The 21,039-nt window shown below is 63.8% G+C and carries 18 protein-coding genes; 11 read left to right on the forward strand and 7 right to left on the reverse strand.

Annotated features, from left to right (window positions below; genetic code table 11):
- Positions 1-26: 26 nt before the first annotated feature.
- Both F8A90_RS05910 and dctP read right to left on the reverse strand, forming a co-directional pair.
- A complete protein-coding gene (locus tag F8A90_RS05910; RefSeq protein WP_200019375.1) occupies positions 27-1,025 on the reverse strand; it encodes a TRAP transporter substrate-binding protein in 999 nt (332 codons plus the stop codon).
- Between the two features lie 168 nt (positions 1,026-1,193).
- Positions 1,194-2,207, reverse strand: a complete 1,014-nt coding sequence (gene dctP, locus F8A90_RS05915; RefSeq protein WP_200019376.1) for a TRAP transporter substrate-binding protein DctP — start codon at positions 2,205-2,207, stop codon at positions 1,194-1,196.
- Between the two features lie 322 nt (positions 2,208-2,529).
- On the opposite strand from dctP, the gene F8A90_RS05920 reads away from it, so the two are divergent.
- From F8A90_RS05920 to xylB, 10 genes are all read left to right on the forward strand, one after another.
- On the forward strand, positions 2,530-3,123 hold the full coding sequence (locus F8A90_RS05920; RefSeq protein ID WP_082388794.1) for a Yip1 family protein: 594 nt from the start codon (positions 2,530-2,532) through the stop codon (positions 3,121-3,123).
- 182 nt (positions 3,124-3,305) lie between these two features.
- On the forward strand, positions 3,306-4,262 hold the full coding sequence (locus F8A90_RS05925; protein WP_166019503.1) for a sugar-binding transcriptional regulator: 957 nt from the start codon (positions 3,306-3,308) through the stop codon (positions 4,260-4,262).
- 820 nt (positions 4,263-5,082) lie between these two features.
- Positions 5,083-6,426 (forward strand): ABC transporter substrate-binding protein, encoded by a 1,344-nt coding sequence (locus F8A90_RS05930; RefSeq protein ID WP_200019377.1) that lies wholly within the window; start codon positions 5,083-5,085, stop codon positions 6,424-6,426.
- Positions 6,427-6,665: 239 nt separating this feature from the next.
- Positions 6,666-7,553, forward strand: a complete 888-nt coding sequence (locus tag F8A90_RS05935) for a carbohydrate ABC transporter permease (RefSeq protein ID WP_166019505.1) — start codon at positions 6,666-6,668, stop codon at positions 7,551-7,553.
- Positions 7,554-7,584: 31 nt separating this feature from the next.
- Positions 7,585-8,469 (forward strand): carbohydrate ABC transporter permease, encoded by an 885-nt coding sequence (locus F8A90_RS05940; RefSeq protein ID WP_166019506.1) that lies wholly within the window; start codon positions 7,585-7,587, stop codon positions 8,467-8,469.
- A gap of 89 nt (positions 8,470-8,558) precedes the next feature.
- Positions 8,559-9,806 (forward strand): ABC transporter ATP-binding protein, encoded by a 1,248-nt coding sequence (locus F8A90_RS05945; RefSeq protein WP_200019379.1) that lies wholly within the window; start codon positions 8,559-8,561, stop codon positions 9,804-9,806.
- Between the two features lie 26 nt (positions 9,807-9,832).
- Positions 9,833-10,543, forward strand: a complete 711-nt coding sequence (locus tag F8A90_RS05950) for an HAD family hydrolase (protein ID WP_233593459.1) — start codon at positions 9,833-9,835, stop codon at positions 10,541-10,543.
- Positions 10,544-10,600: 57 nt separating this feature from the next.
- Complete coding sequence (locus tag F8A90_RS05955; protein WP_233593460.1) at positions 10,601-11,410, forward strand: L-iditol 2-dehydrogenase; 810 nt, start codon at positions 10,601-10,603, stop codon at positions 11,408-11,410.
- A 60-nt stretch (positions 11,411-11,470) separates the two neighbouring features.
- Positions 11,471-12,172 (forward strand): nucleoside/nucleotide kinase family protein, encoded by a 702-nt coding sequence (locus F8A90_RS05960; RefSeq protein ID WP_325096942.1) that lies wholly within the window; start codon positions 11,471-11,473, stop codon positions 12,170-12,172.
- A 24-nt stretch (positions 12,173-12,196) separates the two neighbouring features.
- A complete protein-coding gene (gene xylB, locus F8A90_RS05965; protein ID WP_200019380.1) occupies positions 12,197-13,714 on the forward strand; it encodes a xylulokinase in 1,518 nt (505 codons plus the stop codon).
- A 148-nt stretch (positions 13,715-13,862) separates the two neighbouring features.
- Here the strand turns inward: xylB and mgrA are convergent, their stop codons facing one another.
- Positions 13,863-14,891: an L-glyceraldehyde 3-phosphate reductase gene (gene mgrA, locus F8A90_RS05970; RefSeq protein WP_200019381.1), complete on the reverse strand. Its 1,029-nt coding sequence runs from the start codon at positions 14,889-14,891 to the stop codon at positions 13,863-13,865.
- A gap of 192 nt (positions 14,892-15,083) precedes the next feature.
- Here mgrA and F8A90_RS05975 point away from each other — a divergent pair, with 192 nt between their 5' ends.
- Positions 15,084-15,989 (forward strand): LysR family transcriptional regulator, encoded by a 906-nt coding sequence (locus tag F8A90_RS05975; protein ID WP_200019382.1) that lies wholly within the window; start codon positions 15,084-15,086, stop codon positions 15,987-15,989.
- Between the two features lie 113 nt (positions 15,990-16,102).
- On the opposite strand, the gene F8A90_RS05980 is transcribed toward F8A90_RS05975, so the two are convergent.
- The 4 genes from F8A90_RS05980 to glcD all read right to left on the reverse strand — a co-directional run bounded on the left by F8A90_RS05980 (position 16,103) and on the right by glcD (position 20,706).
- A complete protein-coding gene (locus tag F8A90_RS05980; RefSeq protein WP_043334532.1) occupies positions 16,103-16,510 on the reverse strand; it encodes a GlcG/HbpS family heme-binding protein in 408 nt (135 codons plus the stop codon).
- A 61-nt stretch (positions 16,511-16,571) separates the two neighbouring features.
- Positions 16,572-17,897 (reverse strand): glycolate oxidase subunit GlcF, encoded by a 1,326-nt coding sequence (gene glcF / locus F8A90_RS05985; RefSeq protein WP_200019383.1) that lies wholly within the window; start codon positions 17,895-17,897, stop codon positions 16,572-16,574.
- A gap of 28 nt (positions 17,898-17,925) precedes the next feature.
- The gene (gene glcE, locus F8A90_RS05990; RefSeq protein ID WP_200019384.1) at positions 17,926-19,128 is read right to left on the reverse strand and encodes a glycolate oxidase subunit GlcE; all 1,203 of its coding nucleotides are present in this window, start codon (positions 19,126-19,128) and stop codon (positions 17,926-17,928) included.
- A 78-nt stretch (positions 19,129-19,206) separates the two neighbouring features.
- Positions 19,207-20,706, reverse strand: a complete 1,500-nt coding sequence (gene glcD, locus F8A90_RS05995) for a glycolate oxidase subunit GlcD (protein ID WP_200019385.1) — start codon at positions 20,704-20,706, stop codon at positions 19,207-19,209.
- Positions 20,707-21,039: the final 333 nt, after the last annotated feature.

Raw genomic sequence — 21,039 nt, forward strand, 5'->3', positions numbered from 1 at the left:
CCTATCGATCATCAGTGCTATCAGGCTCAACGCTCAGGGCGTGATTCAAGATACCTGGTCAGCAGTTCACGATCTTCATTGGTGACTTTCTGCTTCCAGCTTTCCACCACATGCTGACTGCCCTCCTCGAGGGCATCCTGCAGCTCAGGCGGGGCCGGCGTGATCAGCTTCGCGCCGTTCTCCTGCAGGGTGGTGTAGGCCTGGTCCAGCACGCTGTGGGTGGCCGTCCAGCCGGCAGACTCGGCGGCATGCGCGGCATCGATCAAGGCCTTCTGCTGCGCCTCTGTCAGGTCGTCGAAGCTATCGCGATTCATGTGGATGATATTGAGCGGCATCGCGTAGTTGAGCGTGGTGAAGTGGGGCATGTAGCGGTAGAGCTCTGCACTGACACCGCCCATCGCGGAGGTCAGCGCGCCGTGAATGCTGCCACCGGGCAGCAGGGGTTTCAGCTCTCCCCAGCTCATGACCTGTGGTGCCGCGCCCAGATTGAGCAGTACACGCTGCGTGTTGCGGTCATAGGTGCGGATCGGCATGTCCTTCATGTCATCACCATCAGCGATGGGCGCTTTCGACCACAGGCCGCTGGGTGTCCACGGCAGGGCATACAGCAGGATCTGGTTGTATTCGGCGAGCAGTTCCTCGTAGCGCGGCTTCGCGATCACGTACAGGCGGTGGGCTTCATCGAGGTCGTAGGCGATCGCCGGCAGCGAGGAAATGCCGAAGAAGGGGGCTTCCTCGGCTAGCGCACCACTGAGTGTCGCGGCGATGTCGATGACACCGCCGGCGGTGGCCTGCAGGTGACTGGCAGAGCGAATGTCCGAGCGCAGCGTCAGCGTCAGGTCACCTTCGGACTGGCTGGCGACCTGCTGGCTGAATTCGACAGCGCGTTGGCCCATCATCGTGTCGGGCTGGTAATCGCTGCTCATGCTGAGGGTCGTCTGAGCGTGCGCGCTGATTGCGCCGATCAGGCCTGCCGCTGCCAGGCCAGCGGACAACAGGGTGGAGATACGTGAAGAAGGCGTCATGGGGAATCCTTTCTTTTTGTCTTTGACCTATGCCCGCTAGGGTAGAACATGCCTACGTTTATGTTCAGCTGAATCGTGTCTACACGATTTTTCAGCGCTGCCTCGGAAGGTGGCTGTCGTGGCGGTGGCCGTCATGGCCAAGGTTGGTGGAGTGGGCGCGCGTCTGGTTCAGAGGGTGTCGCGTTGTGCGAGATAGCGGTCCAGCAGTTCGCTTTCCTCGGGGGCAACCTTGCTGCGCCAGCTTTCGATCACGCTGACACTGGCGCGTGCCAGTGAGCGCTTGAGTTCGGGCGAGAGGGGGTTGCTGACCGTGACGCCGGCCTCTTCCAGCTGGGCATGGGTCTGCTCCAGGACACTGGCGATGGCGTTCCAGCTGGTGTCTTCAATCTCGGTCGCGGCGCTGAGAAGGGCCTCGCGCTGGGTGTCGTCGAGCGCCTCGAAGCGTGACCGGCTCATGTGAACGATATTGAGCGGCATGGCGTATTGCAGCGCGGTGTAGTGATCCAGCGTGCGGTTGAGCTCAGCCGTCAGGCCGCCCAGGGCCGAGGTCATCACTGCCTCGATGCGGCCTTCGGCCAGTTGCTGTTGCATCGGCTCCCAGCCGAGCACGGTGGCGATGGCGCCAAGGTTGAGCAGCACGCGCTGGGTATTGCGGTCGTAGGCCCGCACGGGCACGCCCCGCAGGTCATCGCGTGTGGTCATCGGCTTGCGCGACCATAGTCCGCTGGGGGGCCAGGGCAGGGCGTAGAGCAGAATCTGGTCATGCTCTTCCAGCAGCGCTTCATAGCGGGGGCGCGCCAGACGGTAGAGTTCGCGCGCCTGATGCGGGTCATCGACCAGGGTCGGCAGCGAGCTGAGGCCGAACAGCGGCATCTCGGCAGCCAGCGCGCCGCTGTGGGAGTCGGCCAGCTGGATGATGTCGGCATTGATGGCCTCGAGATGATTCTCCGAGCGCAGTCGACTCAGCGGGCCCTCTCCGAAGGAGATCTCGAGCTCGCCCCCGCTGAGCGCTGCCACCTGATCGACGAACTGCTGAGCGCGCTGGCCCATCATGGTCTGGGGGCCGTATTCGCGGCTCATGGTCAGCTCGACAGGCTCCGCCTGGGCAGGCGTGCCAAGGGTGGCAAGGCCCAGTGCCAAGCTCACGCCGAGCGCTCGCTTGATGCTGAACATTCTCTTCATGTCGAGCACGCCCTGCATGACAAGCACTGCCTTCATACCGCTACGCTGTCCGATTGGCATTCGTCGTCATCCATCCATAGGGGGTAAATCAAGTATCCCTCAAAAGAGCGGGGTACGCTGTGGCTGTCTCGGTCAACGCTTCCCTCGTTGGCCTGTTTCACGCCTGCACCGGCACGATTCGTGAGGAGCAACGGGCGTTGAACTGCCAGTTGGCGCAATGTGGTCTACGCTCAGAACAAGGCTGTGCAACTGCCCTGACACGAACTCCGCGCCGGGACCGCATGGCCGGATTGTCGACGACTGTCAACGGGAGGTAGACCACATGCTGACCCACGTATGGGGCTTGATGGCGCATCCGCAACGGGAATGGCAGACCATCCGCAAGGAACACGAATCCATCACCCACCTCTACGCACATCATGTGCTGCTCATGGCGCTGGTGCCTGTCATCTGTGCCTATATCGGGACCACACAGTTCGGTTGGAGCCTGACGGAAGGCCACGCCATTCTTCTGGAGCCACTGGATGCCTTCTTCGCCGGTATCGCGTTCTATATCGCCATACTGACAGCGATCGGCTTCATGGGCACTGTCATTCACATGCTCTCGCAGCGTTTCTCGGGGCACCCCAGCCGCCGGCGTTGTATCATCTTCGCGGGCTATGTCGCCACGCCGATGTTCCTCGCGGGGCTGGTCGCGCTCTATCCTGTCATCTGGGTGTGTATCCTCGCGGGTACCATCGGCCTGTGTTACAGCGCATACCTGCTGTATCTGGGCATTCCGCCACTGCTTGATATCTCCAACAAGGAAGGCTTCCTCGTCACCGGGTCGACACTGGGGATCGGGGTGCTGGTCCTCGAAGGGCTGCTGGCGGTCACCGTGCTGCTGTGGGGGTATGGCGCACGCTGGTTCATGTAGTCCTCGCGGCACACGGATGTCAGTCAGTTGATGCCATCGGCGCGAGAAAAGCGCCTCTGCAACGCCTCGCCTTCATCGGCGGGGCGTTGTCGTTTCGTGCGCACCTTGGCGCGTGGCACTTGTACTCGGCGGCGGCGGCGTGGAAAGTGTTGGACTCAATCGACAGTGTGGAAGAAAAGCGCATGGACAAGTTTGAACAGCGGCTGGAGCAGGCTGCGCGGGCTGCATGGTTGTCATATGTCGGTGGACGGACCCAGGACGACATCGCGGTTCAGCTGGGGGTTTCGCGCCCCGGCGTGCAGCGCCTGCTGTCGTTGGCGCGCCAGGAGCGGCTGGTCAAGATTTCCATCGATCATCCCGTGGCCAGCAGCATGGCGCTGTCGGATACGCTGGTGGAGCACTTCGGGCTGAGCTTCTGCGATGTGGTGCCCTCTGACACCCAGTCACCGGAAAGCATCGCGGAATATCTGGCGGTGGCGGGCGCCGAACGCCTGGCGTTCTATCTCGGTCGCCAGCAGCCGCAGACCATCTCGCTGAGCACCGGACGTGCGGTGCGCGCGGCGGTGGAAGCGCTGAGTCGTAGTGAGCGTCCCCAGCATCGCATCGTGTCACTGGTCGGCAATGTGGCGCTGGATGGCTCCTCCAACCGCTACGACGGCGTGATGCTGCTGGCGGACAAGATCGGCGCTGATCGCTTCCTGCTGCCGGCGCCCGTGGTGGCGGCCAGCATCGAGGAGAAGGAGTCGTTGCTGAGTCAGAATCTGGTCAGGGCGGTGTTCAAGGTCGCCTGTGAGGCCGATGTGGGCATGATCGGCATCGGGCGTCTCGATGCTCAGGCGACGCTGTTCCAGGACCAGTTCATCAGCGCCGCCGAGCGTGATGAGCTGATGGAAGTCGGTGCCGTGGGCGAGTTGATGGGCTGGCCGCTGGACACCCATGGCCAGCTGATCGACTGCCCGCTGGCGCAGCGTATCACCAGCGTGCCGCTGACCTCGCTCAAGGCGCAGCCGCTGATCGGGCTGGCGGGTGGGCACGACAAGGTGCCGGCCATCCTGAGTGCGTTGCGCGGTGGTTGGCTGCAAGGGCTGATCATCGACGAGGTGGCTGCCCAGCGGGTCTGCGCGGCTCTCAAGGAGTGAGCAGGGGACGGCCTTGTTCGTATGGTTTCAAGATGTCTGCAATCCGATGGCGTTCCGCTGACGGCTTGCGCTTGACGACTGGCTCCCGATGACAGGCCCCTGTGGATACCGTCCGCACAAGGCGCCGAGCGAGTCGTCGGGGGTAGGGCGGGGCGTATGGCCCCATGACTTGCTCTTGGTGTTGTTCTCGTTGTCAGGGTTCAGCATTGTCTTTGCCCGTGCGATGCCCAGGCATTTCCATGAGCTTCCGCCGCAATTCTTTCGTCATTCCTGCGCTGCTTCTTCTCCATTCCCGGGTATCAGTCACATTTTTCTTGCCCTTTGTTCTCTCTTTCCTCTCTCTTGGTTCGCTCTTTATTTCCCCTCCGTTCTCCCATCCTTGCGTCGGAGCCACGACTTTTAGGGCGAACACTGCCTTCTCTTGTCTGACAATCTATTGTCTGACAATCGAATGGGTTTGTTCGCCTCAATGCCAAAGAGTCGGGGCAACAATGGTGGCCTGCGTTGTTTCGTTTAACGCTAATGTCTGTCTATGCTGAATTGCACGCAAGCTCAGTGGCCATGCCGCCTTGTGGCCTACACCCAAAGGATCAGATCCCAAGGTTGTATAGCCCAAGGTATAGCGCTTCAGGGTTTGCTTTTTCACAGGTCTGATCCGATCATTTGTTCACTGAATGACGTTTTGATCGAACGTGTTTGAATCGCGATGTCTCGCCAGGACATCCGTTCACCAAGCCGGTTGATGGGAAGGTATCGGTGCCCAAGGCGCCGCTGCCCTCGAAAAAGAACAATGCCAATAACGCCCCGATGGAGTGCCCTCATGCGCCTACCTCACATCACCAAGTCCCGCCGTCATCTGCTCTCGCTCGCCAGTGTCGCTGCCATCGCCCCGCTCAGCGCTCAGGTAAGCGCCGAAACCATCACCGTGGCGACCGTCAACAACGCTGACATGGTGGTCATGCAGAGTCTGACCAGTGAATTCGAGAAGGCGCATCCGGACATCACCCTGGATTGGGTGGTGCTCGAGGAGAATGTGCTGCGCCAACGTCTGACCACCGATGTGGCGACCCAGGGTGGCCAGTTCGATGTCATGACCATCGGTACTTATGAAGTGCCGATCTGGGCCAAGCACGGCTGGCTGACCAAGCTCGACAATCTGCCGGACGACTACAAGGTCGATGACCTGATCAAGCCGGTTCGCGATGGCCTGAGCCTGACCGAAGGTGACAATCAGGGCCTTTACGCGCTGCCGTTCTATGGCGAGAGCTCCATGCTCTATTACCGCAAGGACCTCTTCGAGAAAGCGGGTATCGAGATGCCGGAACAGCCGACCTGGACCCAGGTCAATGACTGGGCCGCCAAGCTCAACTCCTCGGATGAAGGTGTCTACGGCATCTGCCTGCGCGGCAAGCCGGGCTGGGGCGAGAACATGGCGGTGCTGGGCACCATGGTCAACAGCTTCGGCGGTCGCTGGTTCAATGAGGAGTGGGAACCGCAGCTGGATTCCCCGGCCTGGAGCGAGGCCATCAACTTCTACGTCGACATGATGGGCAAGTACGGCCCGCCGGGGGCGACCTCCAACGGCTTCAACGAGAACCTGGCGCTGTTCTCCAGCGGCAAGTGCGGCATGTGGGTCGATGCCACGTCCGCAGCCGGCAAGCTCTACAACCCGAAGGAATCCTCAGTGGCCGACAAGCTGGGCTTCGCGCCGGCGCCGATCGCCAAGACGGAGAAGGGCTCACATTGGCTGTGGTCCTGGGCACTCGCCATCCCCGAGTCCTCCAAGTCCAAGGAAGCCGCCCAGACCTTCATCACCTGGGCCACCTCTCAGGATTACGTGAATCTGGTCGGTGAGAAAGAGGGCTGGGCAAGCATCCCGCCGGGCACGCGTGTCTCCACCTACGAGAACCAGGCCTACAAGGATGCCGCTCCCTTCGCCGGCTTCGTGATGGACGCCATCACCAGTGCCGATCCGACAGATCCGACGCTTGAGCCGGTGCCCTATGTCGGTGTGCAGATGGTGACCATTCCGGAATTCCAGTCCATCGGCACCCAGGTGGGTCAGATGATCGCCGCGGCACTGGCGGGTCAGATGTCGGTCGACCAGGCACTGTCCTCCGCCCAGCGTTCCACCGAGCGCACCATGCGCCAGTCAGGTTACTGATCTGATCGACCGGTCGTGGGGCTGACCTGCTTGGTCCCGCCTCACTACCTGATGGCCTCCCGCCTTGCCTAGAGCCTCAACCGAGAGTGACTCGAAGCACGGCGGGAGCCCCGTCCGACTTCCGCGGCGAACCCTTTCTATCGAGATTCCTGCAACGTCCTCGCGGCGTGGCACGGACAGCCTCTGCCTGAAGGGCGCACCGCAACAGCGGACTTCCTCACCGTATCGAAGGACTCACCATGCGCACGAGAGCATCCGGACGCACCGTCGGGGGATTGCGAACCCTGTCGCTGCAAGCCCCAGCCGTAACCCTGTTGTTGATGTGGATGCTGGTACCGCTGGTCATGACCCTGTGGTTCTCCTTCCAGCGTTACAACCTGATGATGCCGTCGGTGTCCGGCTTCGCCGGCGTCGACAACTATTACTATCTGCTGACCGATCCGTCCCTGTGGACGGCCATGGGCAATACCCTGCTTCTGGTGGGCTGGGTGCTGGTCGCCACTGTGGTCGGCGGTACGCTGCTGGCGGTATTGCTGCAGCAGGAATTCTTCGGGCGTGGCGTCGCGCGCCTGTTCGTGATCGCGCCGTTCTTCATCATGCCCACCGTGAGTGCGCTGGTGTGGAAGAACATGATGATGCACCCGGTCAACGGCATTCTGGCCTGGGTCGCCGGGCTGTTCGGTCTGCCGGCCATCGACTGGTTCGCCAGCCTGCCACTGACCTCCATCGTGATCATCGTCACCTGGCAGTGGCTGCCGTTCGCGGTGCTGATCCTGCTGACCGCCATCCAGTCACTGGATGACGACCAGGTCGAGGCGGCACGCATGGACGGGGCAGGGCCGGTAGCGATCTTCTTCTACATCACCCTGCCGCACTTGAAGCGTGCCATCAGCGTGGTGGTGATGATCGAGATGATCTTCCTGCTGACCATCTTCGCCGAGATCTTCGTCACCACCTCCGGTGGCCCGGGTCTGGCCTCGACCAACCTGGCGTACCTGATCTACATCCGCGCCCTGCTGGACTTCGATGTGGGTGGTGCTTCCGCCGGTGGCGTGATCGCCATCATCCTGGCCAATATCGTGGCCTTCTTCCTGGTGCGTACCGTCGCCAAGAATCTCGAGAACTGATGACAAGCGCTCAGCACAGGGAGACTCAATGATGTCGACTTCAACTTCCAATTCCGTGGCCGCCGCCAGCGCTGCCGTCAGCGCCAGTCGCGCGCGCCGCAGCGTGATCAACAAGAAGCTTGTCCTGACCCTGGTGGCCTGGACCATCGCGCTGGTGATGTTCTTCCCGATCTTCTGGATGATCCTCACCAGCTTCAAGACCGAGGCCGAGGCGATCGCCACGCCGCCGAGCCTGTTCTTCACGCCCAGCATCGAGGGCTATATCGAGATCCAGGCACGTGCGGACTACTTCAAGTACGCCATGAACAGTGTGGTGATCTCGCTCGGCGCGACGTTGCTGGCGCTGCTGATCGCGATTCCGTCTGCCTACTCGATGGCCTTCCTGCCCACCAAGCGTACCCAGGGCACGCTACTGTGGATGCTCTCCACCAAGATGCTGCCGTCCGTGGGCGTGCTGCTGCCGGTCTACCTGATCTTCCGCGATCTTGGGCTGCTGGATAGCCGCACCGGCCTGATCATCATCTACATGCTGATGAACCTGCCGATCGTGGTCTGGATGCTCTACACCTTCTTCAAGGACATTCCCAAGGACATCCTCGAAGCCGGTCGCATGGATGGTGCCAGCACCCTGCAGGAGATCTTCCATCTGCTGCTGCCGCTGACCCTGCCGGGCATCGCCTCCACCGGTCTGCTGTGCGTGATCCTGAGCTGGAACGAGGCGTTCTGGAGCCTGAACCTGACCACCTCCAACGCCGCACCGCTGACCGCCTACATCGCGTCCTTCTCCAGTCCGGAAGGGCTGTTCTGGGCCAAGCTTTCCGCGGCGTCCACGCTCGCCATCGCGCCGATCCTGATCTTCGGCTGGATGACCCAGAAGCAGATGGTACGCGGCCTGACCTTCGGCGCCGTCAAGTAACGGCGCGCCATACGCATGTCGCCTTGATGCCATGCCACCCAAATTTGCCATCACCTGCCCTCGGGCAGGTGCGGATAAGGAAACATCCCATGTCCACACTCACGCTCAAGAACATCGTCAAGGAATTCACCTCCGGCAGCGGCGCCAGCGCCTCCACCACCCAGGTCATCAAGGGAGTCGATCTGGAAGTGAAGGACCAGGAATTCGTGGTCTTCGTCGGCCCGTCCGGTTGTGGCAAGTCCACGCTGATGCGCATGATCGCCGGTCTCGAGAACGCGACCTCCGGTGACATCCTGATCGATGGCAAGCGCATGAACGATATCGGCCCGGCCGAGCGCGGCCTGGCGATGGTGTTCCAGAGTTACGCGCTCTACCCGCACATGACGGTGGGCGAGAACATGGGCTTCAGCCTCAAGCTCGCCGGCGTCTCCAAGGAAGAGCGTGCCGAGAAGGTCAACGCCGCCGCCGAAGTGCTGCAGCTCGGGCCGCTGCTGGACCGCAAGCCCAAGGCACTCTCCGGCGGTCAGCGTCAGCGTGTCGCCATCGGTCGTGCCATCGTGCGCAACCCCAGCATCTTCCTGTTCGATGAGCCGCTCTCCAACCTTGACGCCGCGCTGCGCGTACAGATGCGCATCGAGCTGGCACGCCTGCATGCCGAGCTCAAGGCGACCATGATCTACGTGACCCACGACCAGGTCGAGGCCATGACCATGGCCGACAAGATCGTCGTACTGCAGGGCGGTGTGGTCGAGCAGGTCGGCTCGCCGATGGAGCTCTACCATCACCCGCGCAATCGCTTCGTGGCCGGCTTCATCGGTTCACCGAAGATGAACTTCCTCGACATCACCGTCAATGGCGTGGCGGGTGAGGGCGTCACGGTGCGTCTGCCGGATGGCAGCGAGCGCCTGATCCCGGTGGCGAGCCAGACCGAAGATGGTGCCTCGGTCATCGTCGGCGACAGCCTGACGCTGGGCGTGCGGCCCGAGCACCTGATGCTCGACGAGCAAGGCCCGTTCACGGGTCAGGTGCAAGTCATCGAGCGTCTCGGCGGGGTGACCTCGCTGTACCTGGCGACTCCGGATGGCTCGGGCGATGCGCCGATCGGCGGCCTCAAGTCCGACGAGCAGTCCGACAGCGGCTGGATCCTGATGGCCGACGGTGACGTCAACAGCCGCGTAGGTGACAGCATCCGCTACGGGTTCGAGGTCGAGCGAGCCCATCTGTTCACCGCCGAGGGGCTGGCGTTGCAGAACCTCCACCGCCACCCGCTGACCAGCCTGACGCGTCAGGACAATTCCCTGTCCAGCGCTGGCGCCGCACAGGAAGCCCGCGCATGACCCGCGCAGGTGGAGAGGAGAGCGACATGAGTATCCCCTTGCAGCAGGTGATCTTCGATTGTGATGGCGTGCTGGTGGACAGTGAAGTGCTGGCAGAGGAGGAGCTGAGCCGCCAGCTGGGAGAGTGGCTGCCGGATCTCGACACCGAGGCCGAGTTGCGCGCGGCGCTGGGCATGACCACCGAGGCCATCCTGGGCCATCTGGAGGCCATGAGTGCTCACACCCTGCCGCCGCAGGCGATGGAGCGCATCGACCACGCCATCGAGTCACGTCTGGCGAAGGAACTTGCGCCCATCAGCGGCATGGCGGAACTGCTTGGCGGGCTGTTGGCGAATGGCGTGGCCGTGGCGATCGTCTCCAACAGTGCCGAGCGGCGGGTGCGTGCCTCGCTGGCCGCCACCGGTCTGGATCGCTGGCTGGCGTCGGTGCCGCTGTTCACGGCCGAGCAGGTCGCGCGCCCCAAGCCCGCGCCGGATGTCTATCAGCTGGCGCTGCGTCAACTGGGGCGTGATGGCGAGGAATGTGTGGTGGTCGAGGACAGCCTCGCCGGCGTCAGCGCGGCGGTCGCGGCCGGTCTGCGCGTGATCGGCTTCACTGGCGCCGGGCACATCCCGCCTGGCCACGCCCAGCGTCAGCTGGAGGCGGGTGCCTGGCAGAGCCGTGCGAGCATGGAGGAGGTCAGCGCCTTGATCAGCAAGCTGCATATCGGTCAGGTCAGCGATCTGAGCGCCACATGAGCACCATCAGGGGGTAATGTCATGCACAAGGCGGCAACACCCGTACAGACATCCTCAGTGCCAGCGACTCAGGCCGTCGGCAAGCTCGCCGGCAAGGTGGCGGTGATCACCGGCGCTGCGGGAGGCATCGGTCTGGCCATCGCCACCCGCTATGTCGCGGAAGGGGCCTATGTCGCGCTGGCAGATATCAATGGCGAGGCCGCCGAGCGTGCCGCGAAGCGACTGCGTGAGCAGGCCGGTCCCCAGGCACGAGTGCTGGCAGTGACGCTGGACGTGACCTCCAGCGTCTCGCGCCAGAGCATGCTGGAGTGCGTGCAGGCCCAACTCGGGCCCATCGACATTCTGGTCAACAATGCCGCCGTCTTTGCCATGGCGCCGGTGCTTGAGGTCAGCGAAGGCATGTTGCGCCAGCAGCTGGCGGTCAATGTCGAGGGACTCTTCTTCACTTTGCAGGCGGTGGCCAGGACGATGGTCGAGCGCGGGCAGGGCGGCAAGATCATCAACATGGCCTCTCAGGCGGGACGGCGTGGCGAGGCGCTGGTCAGTGCCTATTGTGCCTCCAAGGCCGCCGTGATCAGCCTGACGCAGTCCTGCGGGCTTGATCTCATTCGTCACGGCATCAATGTCAATGGCATCGCGCCGGGCGTGGTGGATACGCCGATGTGGGATCAGGTCGATGCGCTGTTCGCGCACTACGAGCAGCGCCCACCGGGAGAGAAGAAGCGTCTTGTCGGTGAGGCAGTCCCCTACGGGCGCATGGGCAAGCCTGACGACCACGTCGGTGCCGCGGTATTTCTGGCCTGTGAAGACAGCGATTTCGTCGTCGCCCAGACACTCAATGTCGACGGTGGCAACTGGATGAGCTAAGGATGAAGGGCGCCTTCCATCCTGCTGCAAGCGGTGTGCATCCATGAATGAGGTAGTCACGTGACATCTTTACCCGATTCTCGTCTGGCCCACATGTCGCCCTCGCTGAGGGACATGGCCAGCCGTGTGCTGGCGGAACACGCTTCCAGTCAGCGCACACGTACCATCGTGGCGCTTGCCGGTCCGCCCGCGGCGGGCAAGTCGACCCTGTCGGAATCCCTGTGCGAGACCCTCAATGCGCTGGAACCCGGTATCGCCGTGGTGGTGCCGATGGATGGCTATCACTTCGACAATGCCGTGCTGGCCCCTCTGGGGCTGCTCTACGTCAAGGGCGCCCCGGAAACCTTCGATGCGAAGGGGCTCTACCATGACCTCGTCAGGGTGCGTGCCGATGACGGCCCGGTCGCCGTGCCGGTGTTCGACCGGCCGTTGGATCTGGCGCGTGCCGGTGGCCGTGTGGTCGAGACCCATCACCGTATCGTGCTGGTCGAAGGCAACTATCTGCTGCTGCGCCACGCCCCCTGGGAATCGTTGCTGCCGCTGTTCGATATCAGCATCTTCCTGGACATCGAGGATGAGGTGCTAGTGCCGCGCCTGCTACATCGCTGGCGCGAGATGGGCCAGGATGCACGTGGCGCCCACGAACGCACCCATCACAAGGACATGCTCAACGCACACCTGATCAAGCAGGACTCACGCAGTGCCGACTGGCGCTGGCGTCTCGCGAATGACCCCATCGGGCTCGATGGGGAAGACAACTGAATGATGACGGGCAGGGAGAGCCGCATGTGGGTAGGCGTTGACTGTGGGACCCAGAGTACCAAGGTGGTGATTCTCGATCCGGACGCCGGGCAGATCGTGGCTCAGGGGCAGCGCAGCCATGCATTGGAGGAGGGCGCCAACGGACGCCGCGAGCAGGACCCTCACGACTGGATCACGGCACTGGAAGGCGCCTTCGATGACGCGCTGGGGGCCTGCGGTATTGATCCGCAGCGCATCGCGGCGATCGGGGTGTCCGGTCAGCAGCATGGCATGGTGGTGCTGGATGAGACTGGCGTGCCGCTGCATCCGGCCAAGCTGTGGTGTGATACCGAGACAAGCGAGCACAATGCCGCGCTGATTGCGGCGCTGGGCGGAGAGGCGGGCTGTCTGGAGACGCTCGGGCTGGTGCTGCAGACGGGTTACACCGCTTCCAAGCTCGCCTGGCTGCGTGAGCGGCATCCCGAGCGCTATCAGCGCATCGCCAGTATCCTGCTGCCGCATGACTATCTCAATTTCTGGCTGACCGGAGAGCATGTCGCCGAATATGGCGACGCCTCGGGCACCGGCTATTTCGATACTCGGCGCCGCTGCTGGCATCAGGATGTCTTCGCTCAGATCGCCCCGGAACTGGACGCGCAGCGCGTGTTGCCCAGACTCATCGAATCCCATGAGCCTGCCGGGCATATCCGGCCCGAGATCGCCGCGCGCTTCGGGCTGCGCCCGGATGTCGTCGTCTCCAGTGGTGGCGGCGACAACATGATGAGCGCCATCGGCACCGGCAACATCGCGCCGGGACGCGTCACGCTGAGCATGGGCACCTCCGGCACGGTATGCGCGTGGTCGGCGGACTATCCGGCGGGCTGCGATCCGCAGGTGGCGAGTTTCAGCGCCAGCGATGGTGGCTGGTTGCCGCTGGTGTGCACCATGAATGTCACCTCTGCCACCACACGGGTGCGCGAGATGTTCGGCTTCGACATCGATACCTTCTCCGCGCAGGTGGCAAGCGCGCCTCCCGGGGCTGAGGGCGTGCAGATCCTGCCGTTCTTCAATGGCGAGCGCGTGCCGATGCTGCCGCGTGCCCAGGCCAGTTTCCATGGGCTGGACAGCCGCAACACCACCCCGGCCAACCTGTGCCGAGCGACCATGGAAGGCGCAAGCTACGGCCTGCGCTACGCACTCGAGTGCATGGGGCCGCTGGGCAGTGCGGCGCGCCAGATTCGGCTGGTGGGTGGAGGCGCCAAGAGCCCGCTATGGCGTCAGATGCTGGCGGACATTCTCGGCCTCGAGGTGGTCTGTCCGCAGGTGACCGAAGCCGCCGCCCTGGGCGCCGCGATTCAGGCAGGCTGGTGTCTGGGGCAGTCAGGCGATGAAGGGCAGGGCCGCCACAGCGAGACGCTTGAGCAACTGTGCGAGCGGCTGGTGGCGTTGGATCATACGACTCTCGCCCAGCCCCAGGCCGAAGGCGTGGCCGCCTACCGCAAGGGCTATGCCGACTATCGTGCGCTGCTGGCCAGCGAGCACGGCATTCCTACCGGCGGCTGAATTCCTGCCATCAGCGTTTCAAGCTAGACAACATCGCCCCCGTCGAGACTCACTCGGCGGGGGCGATGTGTTTCAGGCTTCACTGCATCAATCGCAGCTCATGCGAACGCTATCAGGCGCGAACCTGGGTGCGAGCATATGCACGGGCTTAGGCATTCGACGAGCGCGCCCACAGATTGACGCCACCATCGACAGCGTAGCGATCAATCTCGTCGAGCTCGGCCTGGGTGAAGTCGAGGTGATCCAGCGTCTTGACGCAATCGCTGACCTGCTGCGGACGGCTGGCGCCGATCAATGCGGTGGTGACGCGGTTGCCGCGCAGCGCCCAGGCGAGCGCCATCTGCGCCAGCGACTGGCCACGCCGCTCGGCGATGGCGTTGAGGGCGCGCACCCGCTCCAGGTTGTCCTCGGTGAGGTGGTCTTCCTTGATCGCCCCGCCGCGCGCCAGGCGGCTATCCTGTGGCACGCCGTCCAGATACTTGTCGGTCAGCACGCCCTGGGCCAGCGGCGAGAACACGATGGAGCCGATGCCCTCGTCATCGAGGGTGTCGAGCAGGCCGTCTTCCTCGATCCAGCGATTGATCATCGAGTAGCTGGGTTGATGGATGATGCACGGCGTGCCCAGCTCGCGCAGGATGGCGGCGGCCTCACGAGTGCGCTGGGCATTGTAGGAGGAGATGCCCGCATAGAGCGCCTTGCCGGAACGCACGGCGCTGTCCAGCGCCCCCATCGTCTCTTCCAGCGGCGTGTCGGGGTCGAAACGATGCGAGTAGAAGATGTCGACGTAATCGAGATCCATGCGCTTGAGGCTCTGATCCAGACTCGAGAGCAGGTACTTGCGGCTGCCCCATTCGCCGTAGGGGCCAGGCCACATGTGATAGCCCGCCTTGGTGGAGATCACCATCTCATCGCGATAGCCGGCGAAGTCGCGCTTGAGCATGCGGCCGAACATCTCCTCGGCGCTGCCCGGGGGCGGCCCGTAGTTGTTGGCCAGATCAAAGTGGGTGATGCCCAGATCGAAGGCGGTGTGGCAGATGGCGCGGGCATTGTCTTCGTAGGCATTGTTGCCGAAGTTGTGCCAGAGCCCCAGTGACAGGCGGGGCAGTTTGAGGCCGCTCTTGCCGCAGCGCTGGTATTGCATGCGTTCGTAGCGATCTTCAGCCGGGGTATAGCGCATGGCGGTGTCCTTTCGCGAGTGAAGGCGGGGATGTCTCAGGGAGGAAATGACCTCGGATGACGCCTTCAGTCTAGGTCGCGTCTGTCAGTCTGATAAGCACATGCGAACGAATAGATTGTTCGCCAGAGCATACAATGCTGTGGCAGGCTCGATCACTCAAATCCCGGATGGCTGGCATGAGGAGCAGGCAGAATGCGGCATCACAAGCAGGTGGAACGACTGATGTTGTTCGCTCAGGTGGCGGAAACCCTCAGCTTCACCCGGGCGGCCAAGGCGCTGGGCGTATCGCGTGCCCATCTCTCCGAGCAGGTGCGGCGGCTGGAGCACGATATCGGGGCGCCCTTGCTGATCCGCACCACGCGGGCGGTACGCCTCACCGAGGAGGGCGAGCGCATTCGTCAGCGCATGCAGTCGGTACATGGCGAGTTGCTGGCATTGGAGCGCGAGCTTGAACACGACATTGCGCAGTCGAGCGAGTCGGAGCGTCAGGGCTACAGCGGGGTGTTGCGCATCACGGCGCCGGTATTGTTCGCCGAGCGTTATCTGGTCGAGGTCTGCAATGCCTTTCAAGCGCGCCATCCGGCGGTCGAGCTGCGTCTGGATGTCAGTTACGAGAGCCATGACCTGACGCGCGAGCCATTTGATGTGGCATTTCGCGCCACGCGCACGCCACCGGACAACATGATCGCGCGTCGCCTGCTGGATTACGTCCACTGCTGCTGCGCCTCGCCCGAGTATCTTGCCGCGCATGGCACGCCGCACACGGCCGCGGCGCTTGGCGATCATCGCTGCCACGTCTGGTCGGGGCAGTCCGGTTGGCCGCTGGCCAGTGGCGAGGTCAGTCTCGCGGGGGGATTGGCCATCAATGATCATCGTCTGCTCAAGCAGCAGGCGCTGGGGCATGCCGGTATCATTCGGGTCGCTCATTACCTGGTCGACCGTGAGCTGGCCGAAGGCCGTCTTGTGCGTCTGCTGGCACATGAGGAAGGTGAGCCCAACAGCATCTATATGCTCTATCCCCAGCGCCTGCCGCAGTCGGGCAAGCTGCGCGCCTTCATGGCGGCGGTGGAAGCCGCCATGCCACCTCGCGGTGCGTGACCGAAAGACACAGACGCAAGAGTGACACATGCAAAAAGACCGCCGTGCCCTGATGGGCGCGGCGGTCTTTTTCTTCAGGCTGGCAAAGGCTGTTTATTCGGGCTGGCGGGGCCTCAGAGGCCCAGTGCGGCGACACCGGCCTTGGCGATCTGGGCATCCTGCTCCGGCTTGACGCCGGACACGCCGATGCTGCCGGCGATCTGGCCTTCGACCATCACCGGCACGCCGCCGCCCAGCATGCCTTCCAGCTGCGGTGCTGACAGGAAGGCGGTGCGTCCGCCATTGATGGAGTCCTCGAACAGCTGGGTCTCGCGGCGCCCCAGGGCAGCGCTCTTGGCCTTCTCCTGGGCGAAGTAGCCGGTCATCGCCGGGGTGTCGTCGAGGCGACGCAGCCCCAGCGGGTGGCCGCCGTCGTCGGCAACGGCGATGGAGACGGCCCAGCCATTGGCCTCGGCTTCCTTCTGGGCGGCGTCCAGCATCTGATTGACGTCAGCGAGGGTCAGTACGTGGCGAGTGATCATCGGGCTTCCTTGGCAAGTGGTGCGAGTGAGTGAGAGTACCAGTAACAGTAACGGGGAATCGTCATGCCTGCGGCAGCGACTCGGGCAGGGCGTCATCCACCAGTTCGATCCAGTGACTCACCGGCGTGCGTCTGGCGCTCTGCAGGTGCGTCTGACAGCCGATGTTGGCGGTGGCGATGCGCGCAGGCCCGTTGGCCTCCAGCGCCTCAAGCTTGCGGTCTCGCAGCTGGCGTGACAACTCCGGTTGCGTTATCGAGTAGGTGCCGGCGGAACCGCAGCACAGATGACTCTCCGCGACCGGGGTCAGGGTGAAGCCCAGCGCGCGCAATATCTTCTCCACTTCACCGCCCAGTCCCTGGGCATGTTGCAGGGTGCAGGGGCAGTGGAAGGCCAGCGGCTGCGGGTCGGGGGAGGAGGCGGAAAGCGTCGGTCGGTCATCGCGGGCGATCTCCTCACCGAGCACCTCGACGATATCACGCGCCAGGGCACTGACGCGCGCGGCGCGCTCAGCATAGTCCGGGTCATCGGCCAGCATCTCGCCATATTCCTTGACGAAGGCCCCGCAGCCACTGGCGGTCTGCACGATCGCTTCCGCACCGGCCTCGATGGCCGGCCACCAGGCATCGATGTTGGCACGCATTCGCGCGCGACCGGCCTGCTGGGCGTTGAGGTGATAGTCGATGGCACCGCAGCAGCCGGCCTCCTGAATGGGCGTGACGCCGATGCCGAAGCGCGCCAGCACACGGGCAGTGGCGGCATTGATGTTGGGGGCCAGGCCCGGTTGCACGCAGCCCTCCAGCATCAGCACCTGGCGAGACAGCAACTGATCAGAAGGCGTCGCGGTGACGGGCGCAGCTGGGTGCTCGGCTTGACGGTCGCGCTCGCGGGCCAGCGGGATCTTGTCGGCCAGCGCGCCAGGCGCGAGGGGGCGAAAGCGCACGCCAAGTGCCAGCAAGGCCTTGAAGCGAGCGGGTTCGACCAGTGCATGGCGCAGGCCGCTGCGCAACAGGCGCTCTCGCCACGGGCGTCCGACGCGGCGTTCCAGTTCCTGACGACCGATATCGAGCAGGGTGTGATATTGCACGCCCGACGGGCAGGTGGTCTCGCAGCTGCGACAGCTCAGGCAGCGATCCAGATGCTGCTGGGTCTCGCGGGTGATCTGCGTTGCCTGCTCGCGAACTGCCTCGTCGGGACTTTCGGGATCGCTTTCCAGCAGCTGCTTGATCAGATAGATGCGCCCGCGTGGGCCGTCGCGCTCATCGCCCAGCAGTTGGTAGGTGGGGCAGGTGGCATTGCAGAAGCCGCAATGCACGCAGCTGCGCAGAACCTTGTCGGCTCGCTGGATATGCGGCCTGGCAAGTGCGGCGTCACTGAAGTGGGTCTGCATTCAGGTGCATCTCCCGTCATGAAGTGAATCACATCTCGGCATATAGACGACCGGGATTGAGGATGCCGTGAGGATCCAGCTGCTGCTTGAGCTGGAGGTGATAGCGGGCATTGATGGCGGCCAGTGGCATCAGTGGGCTGTCTTCGGCAGCGACGGCTCCCGGGGTGTAGCAGATGGCATGGCCACCCAGCCGACTGGCCAGCGAACGAACCCTGTCAGCGGGGGCGTCGCTGCAAAGCCAGCGCTGGGCGCCGGCCCAGTCACACAGCAGGTTGGCGTCCTCAAGATGACCCAACAGCTCGCTGACGGCGGCTTGCCATTCGACGTGATCCAGTGACAGCGGCAAGGACAGTCGCCACAGGGCCTGATGTGGTGCACGCGCGGTGAAGAAGGGTAGGCGGTGCTCACGCAACTCAGTCCAGTGCGCCGATGCCTGGTCAGGCATCAACACCTCGCCGCCCAATTGCTTGCGCCCGGCCTGTACCGAACGCTCGCCGCCTTCCAGGCGCAGGGTGAGGCGACCGTCATGCCAGCTGGTCGCCGTGACCGGCAGCGGCGTGCGCCCCCAGGCATCCAGGCGAGTCAGCGCCTCGGCGAGACTGAGCTCCAGACACAGCGATTCGCTCGCCACCGGGCGCGGCATCACCTTGAGCGAGACTTCGCTGATCACGCCCAGCGTGCCCTGGGCACCGCACATCAGGCGCGACAGGTCGTAGCCCGCCACGTTCTTCATCACTTCGCCGCCGAAGCGCAGCGCCTTGCCATCGGCGCTGATGATGCGCGTGCCCAGCACCAGGTCGCGCAGGCTGCCGCTCCAGGGGCGGCGTGGGCCGCTGAGTCCAGAGGCGAGAGTGCCGCCGACGGTCGCTTCGGGGCCGAAGTGGGGCGGCTCGCAGCTCAGATGCTGGCCTTGTTCGGCGAGCACGGCTTCCAGCGTCGCCAGTGGGGTGCCGGCACGCACCGAGACCATCAGCTCCACGGGATCGTAGTGGGTGATGCCATGATGCGCGCGCATGTCGAGCACTTCCTCGGCCACGACCTCACGCCCGAGGAAGGCCTTGCTGCCACTGCCGGCGATGCGCAGCGGGCGTCTCGCCGCGTGGGCGGCGCGGACCTGCTCGCACAGTGCCTCACTGGCATCGTGTTCCTGCGGGTGCTGGCTGGCGGCAGGTGTGGCGCACTCGGCATGGCTTGGCACCTGATCCTGGAGCGAATCATCTGGCTCTGGCATGGCATGTCTCTATTAAAATGGCGATGAAGTGGCTATGAAGTGGCGAACGTCAGGCAGCGAACGGTCAGGCGGCAGCTGTTAGAAACGCGGAAGCTCCGGATGCGGCAGCTGGTTGTGATGCACATGCATGGCACCGAATTCGGCACAGCGCGCCAGCGTCGGGATGTTCTTGCCGGGGTTGAGCAGCCCGGTGGGGTCGAAGGCGGCCTTCACGGCATGGAATACACTGATCTCCTCGTGGTTGAACTGGGCACACATCTGGTTGATCTTCTCGCGGCCCACGCCATGTTCACCGGTGATGCTGCCGCCAGCGGCCACGCACAGTTCCAGAATCCTGCCGCCGACCTCCTCGGCCAGCTCAAGCTCGCCGGGCTTGTTGGCATCGAACAGGATCAGCGGGTGCATGTTGCCGTCACCGGCATGGAAGACATTGGCCACCGCGAGCCCCGATTGACGCGAGAGTTCGGCGATACCGTTGAGCACGGCGGGCAGTTCGCGGCGCGGGATGGTGCCATCCATGCAGTAATAATCGGGCGACATGCGGCCCACGGCGGGAAAGGCATTCTTGCGTCCGGCCCAGAAGCGCGCGCGCTCGGCCTCATCCTGTGCCTGGCGGATCTCGGTGGCACCGGCGCGTTCCAGCACCTCACGGACTCGCGCGCAGTCATCGACGACATCGGCCTCGGCACCGTCCAGCTCGCAGAGCAGAATTGCTGCGGCCTCCACCGGATAGCCCGCGTGGATGAAGTCCTCGGCGGCGCGGATGGCGAGGTTGTCCATCATCTCGAGCCCGCCGGGGATGATGCCGCAGGCGATGATGTCGCCCACCGCACGGCCGGCCTTGTCGATATCGGCGAAGCTCGCCATCAGCACCTTGGCGGTTTCGGGACGGGGCAGCAGGCGTACCGTGACTTCCGTGACCACCCCCAGCATGCCTTCGGAGCCTGTCATCAGCGCCAGCAGGTCCAGCCCGGGGGAATCGAGACTGTCGGCGCCGATCGTCATCGCCTCGCCTTCGATGGTCAGCATCTCGAGCTTGAGCAGGTTGTGTACGGTCAGACCGTATTTGAGGCAGTGCACGCCACCGGCATTCTCGGCCACGTTGCCGCCGATGGAGCAGGCGATCTGCGAGGAGGGGTCCGGCGCGTAGTAGAGCCCGTATGGGGCGGCAGCTTCTGAAATGGCCAGGTTGCGCACCCCGGGTTGCAGGCGCGCGGTACGGGCATCGGGGTCGATCTCGAGAATGCGCGATATGCGCGACATCACCAGCAGCACGCCTTGTTCCAGCGGCAGGGCACCGCCGGAAAGGCCGGTGCCAGCACCGCGCGTGACCACCGGAACCCCCAGCGCATGACATTCACGCAGCAGGGCGGCGACCTGTTCGACCCGCTCGGGCAGCGCGACCAGCATCGGCATGACGCGATAGGCCGCCAGTCCATCACATTCGAAGGGATGCAGATCCTCCTCGCGATGCAGCAGGGTGAGATCCGGCAGCAGGGTGGTGAGATGCGCCAGTACCCGGGACTTGTCGTGCTGGGGGAGAGGGCCATCCAGCGTCGGGTCATACAGGATATTCATGCCATGTCTCCAGGAGAGTCCGGTACTCGCGATGACGTGTCGGGTATCCATTGCGCCGGTGATACATGCGGCGTATCGGGTGTGCCGGTCACGACGCTGGGGTGTGTCTCCAATCTGGCAGTGAGAGCTGCGCCTTGTCCATGTGAAGCCACAGTGGTCTGACCAGACATTCGTCTAGTTCATGTCATCGGGTGTCGCTGTTGACAGGAGAGCTCGCTAGGGTAGAGAGCGTGGTCTGACCAGTGAGAAAGGCGGCAGCGTTCTTGCCGCATATGGCCAGGCGATTGGCAGACGAGAGACGAGGACCCCGGGAGAGCCAGTCGGGCTGGCTCG

It is taken from the genome of Cobetia sp. cqz5-12 (assembly GCF_016495405.1).
Taxonomy (GTDB): domain Bacteria; phylum Pseudomonadota; class Gammaproteobacteria; order Pseudomonadales; family Halomonadaceae; genus Cobetia.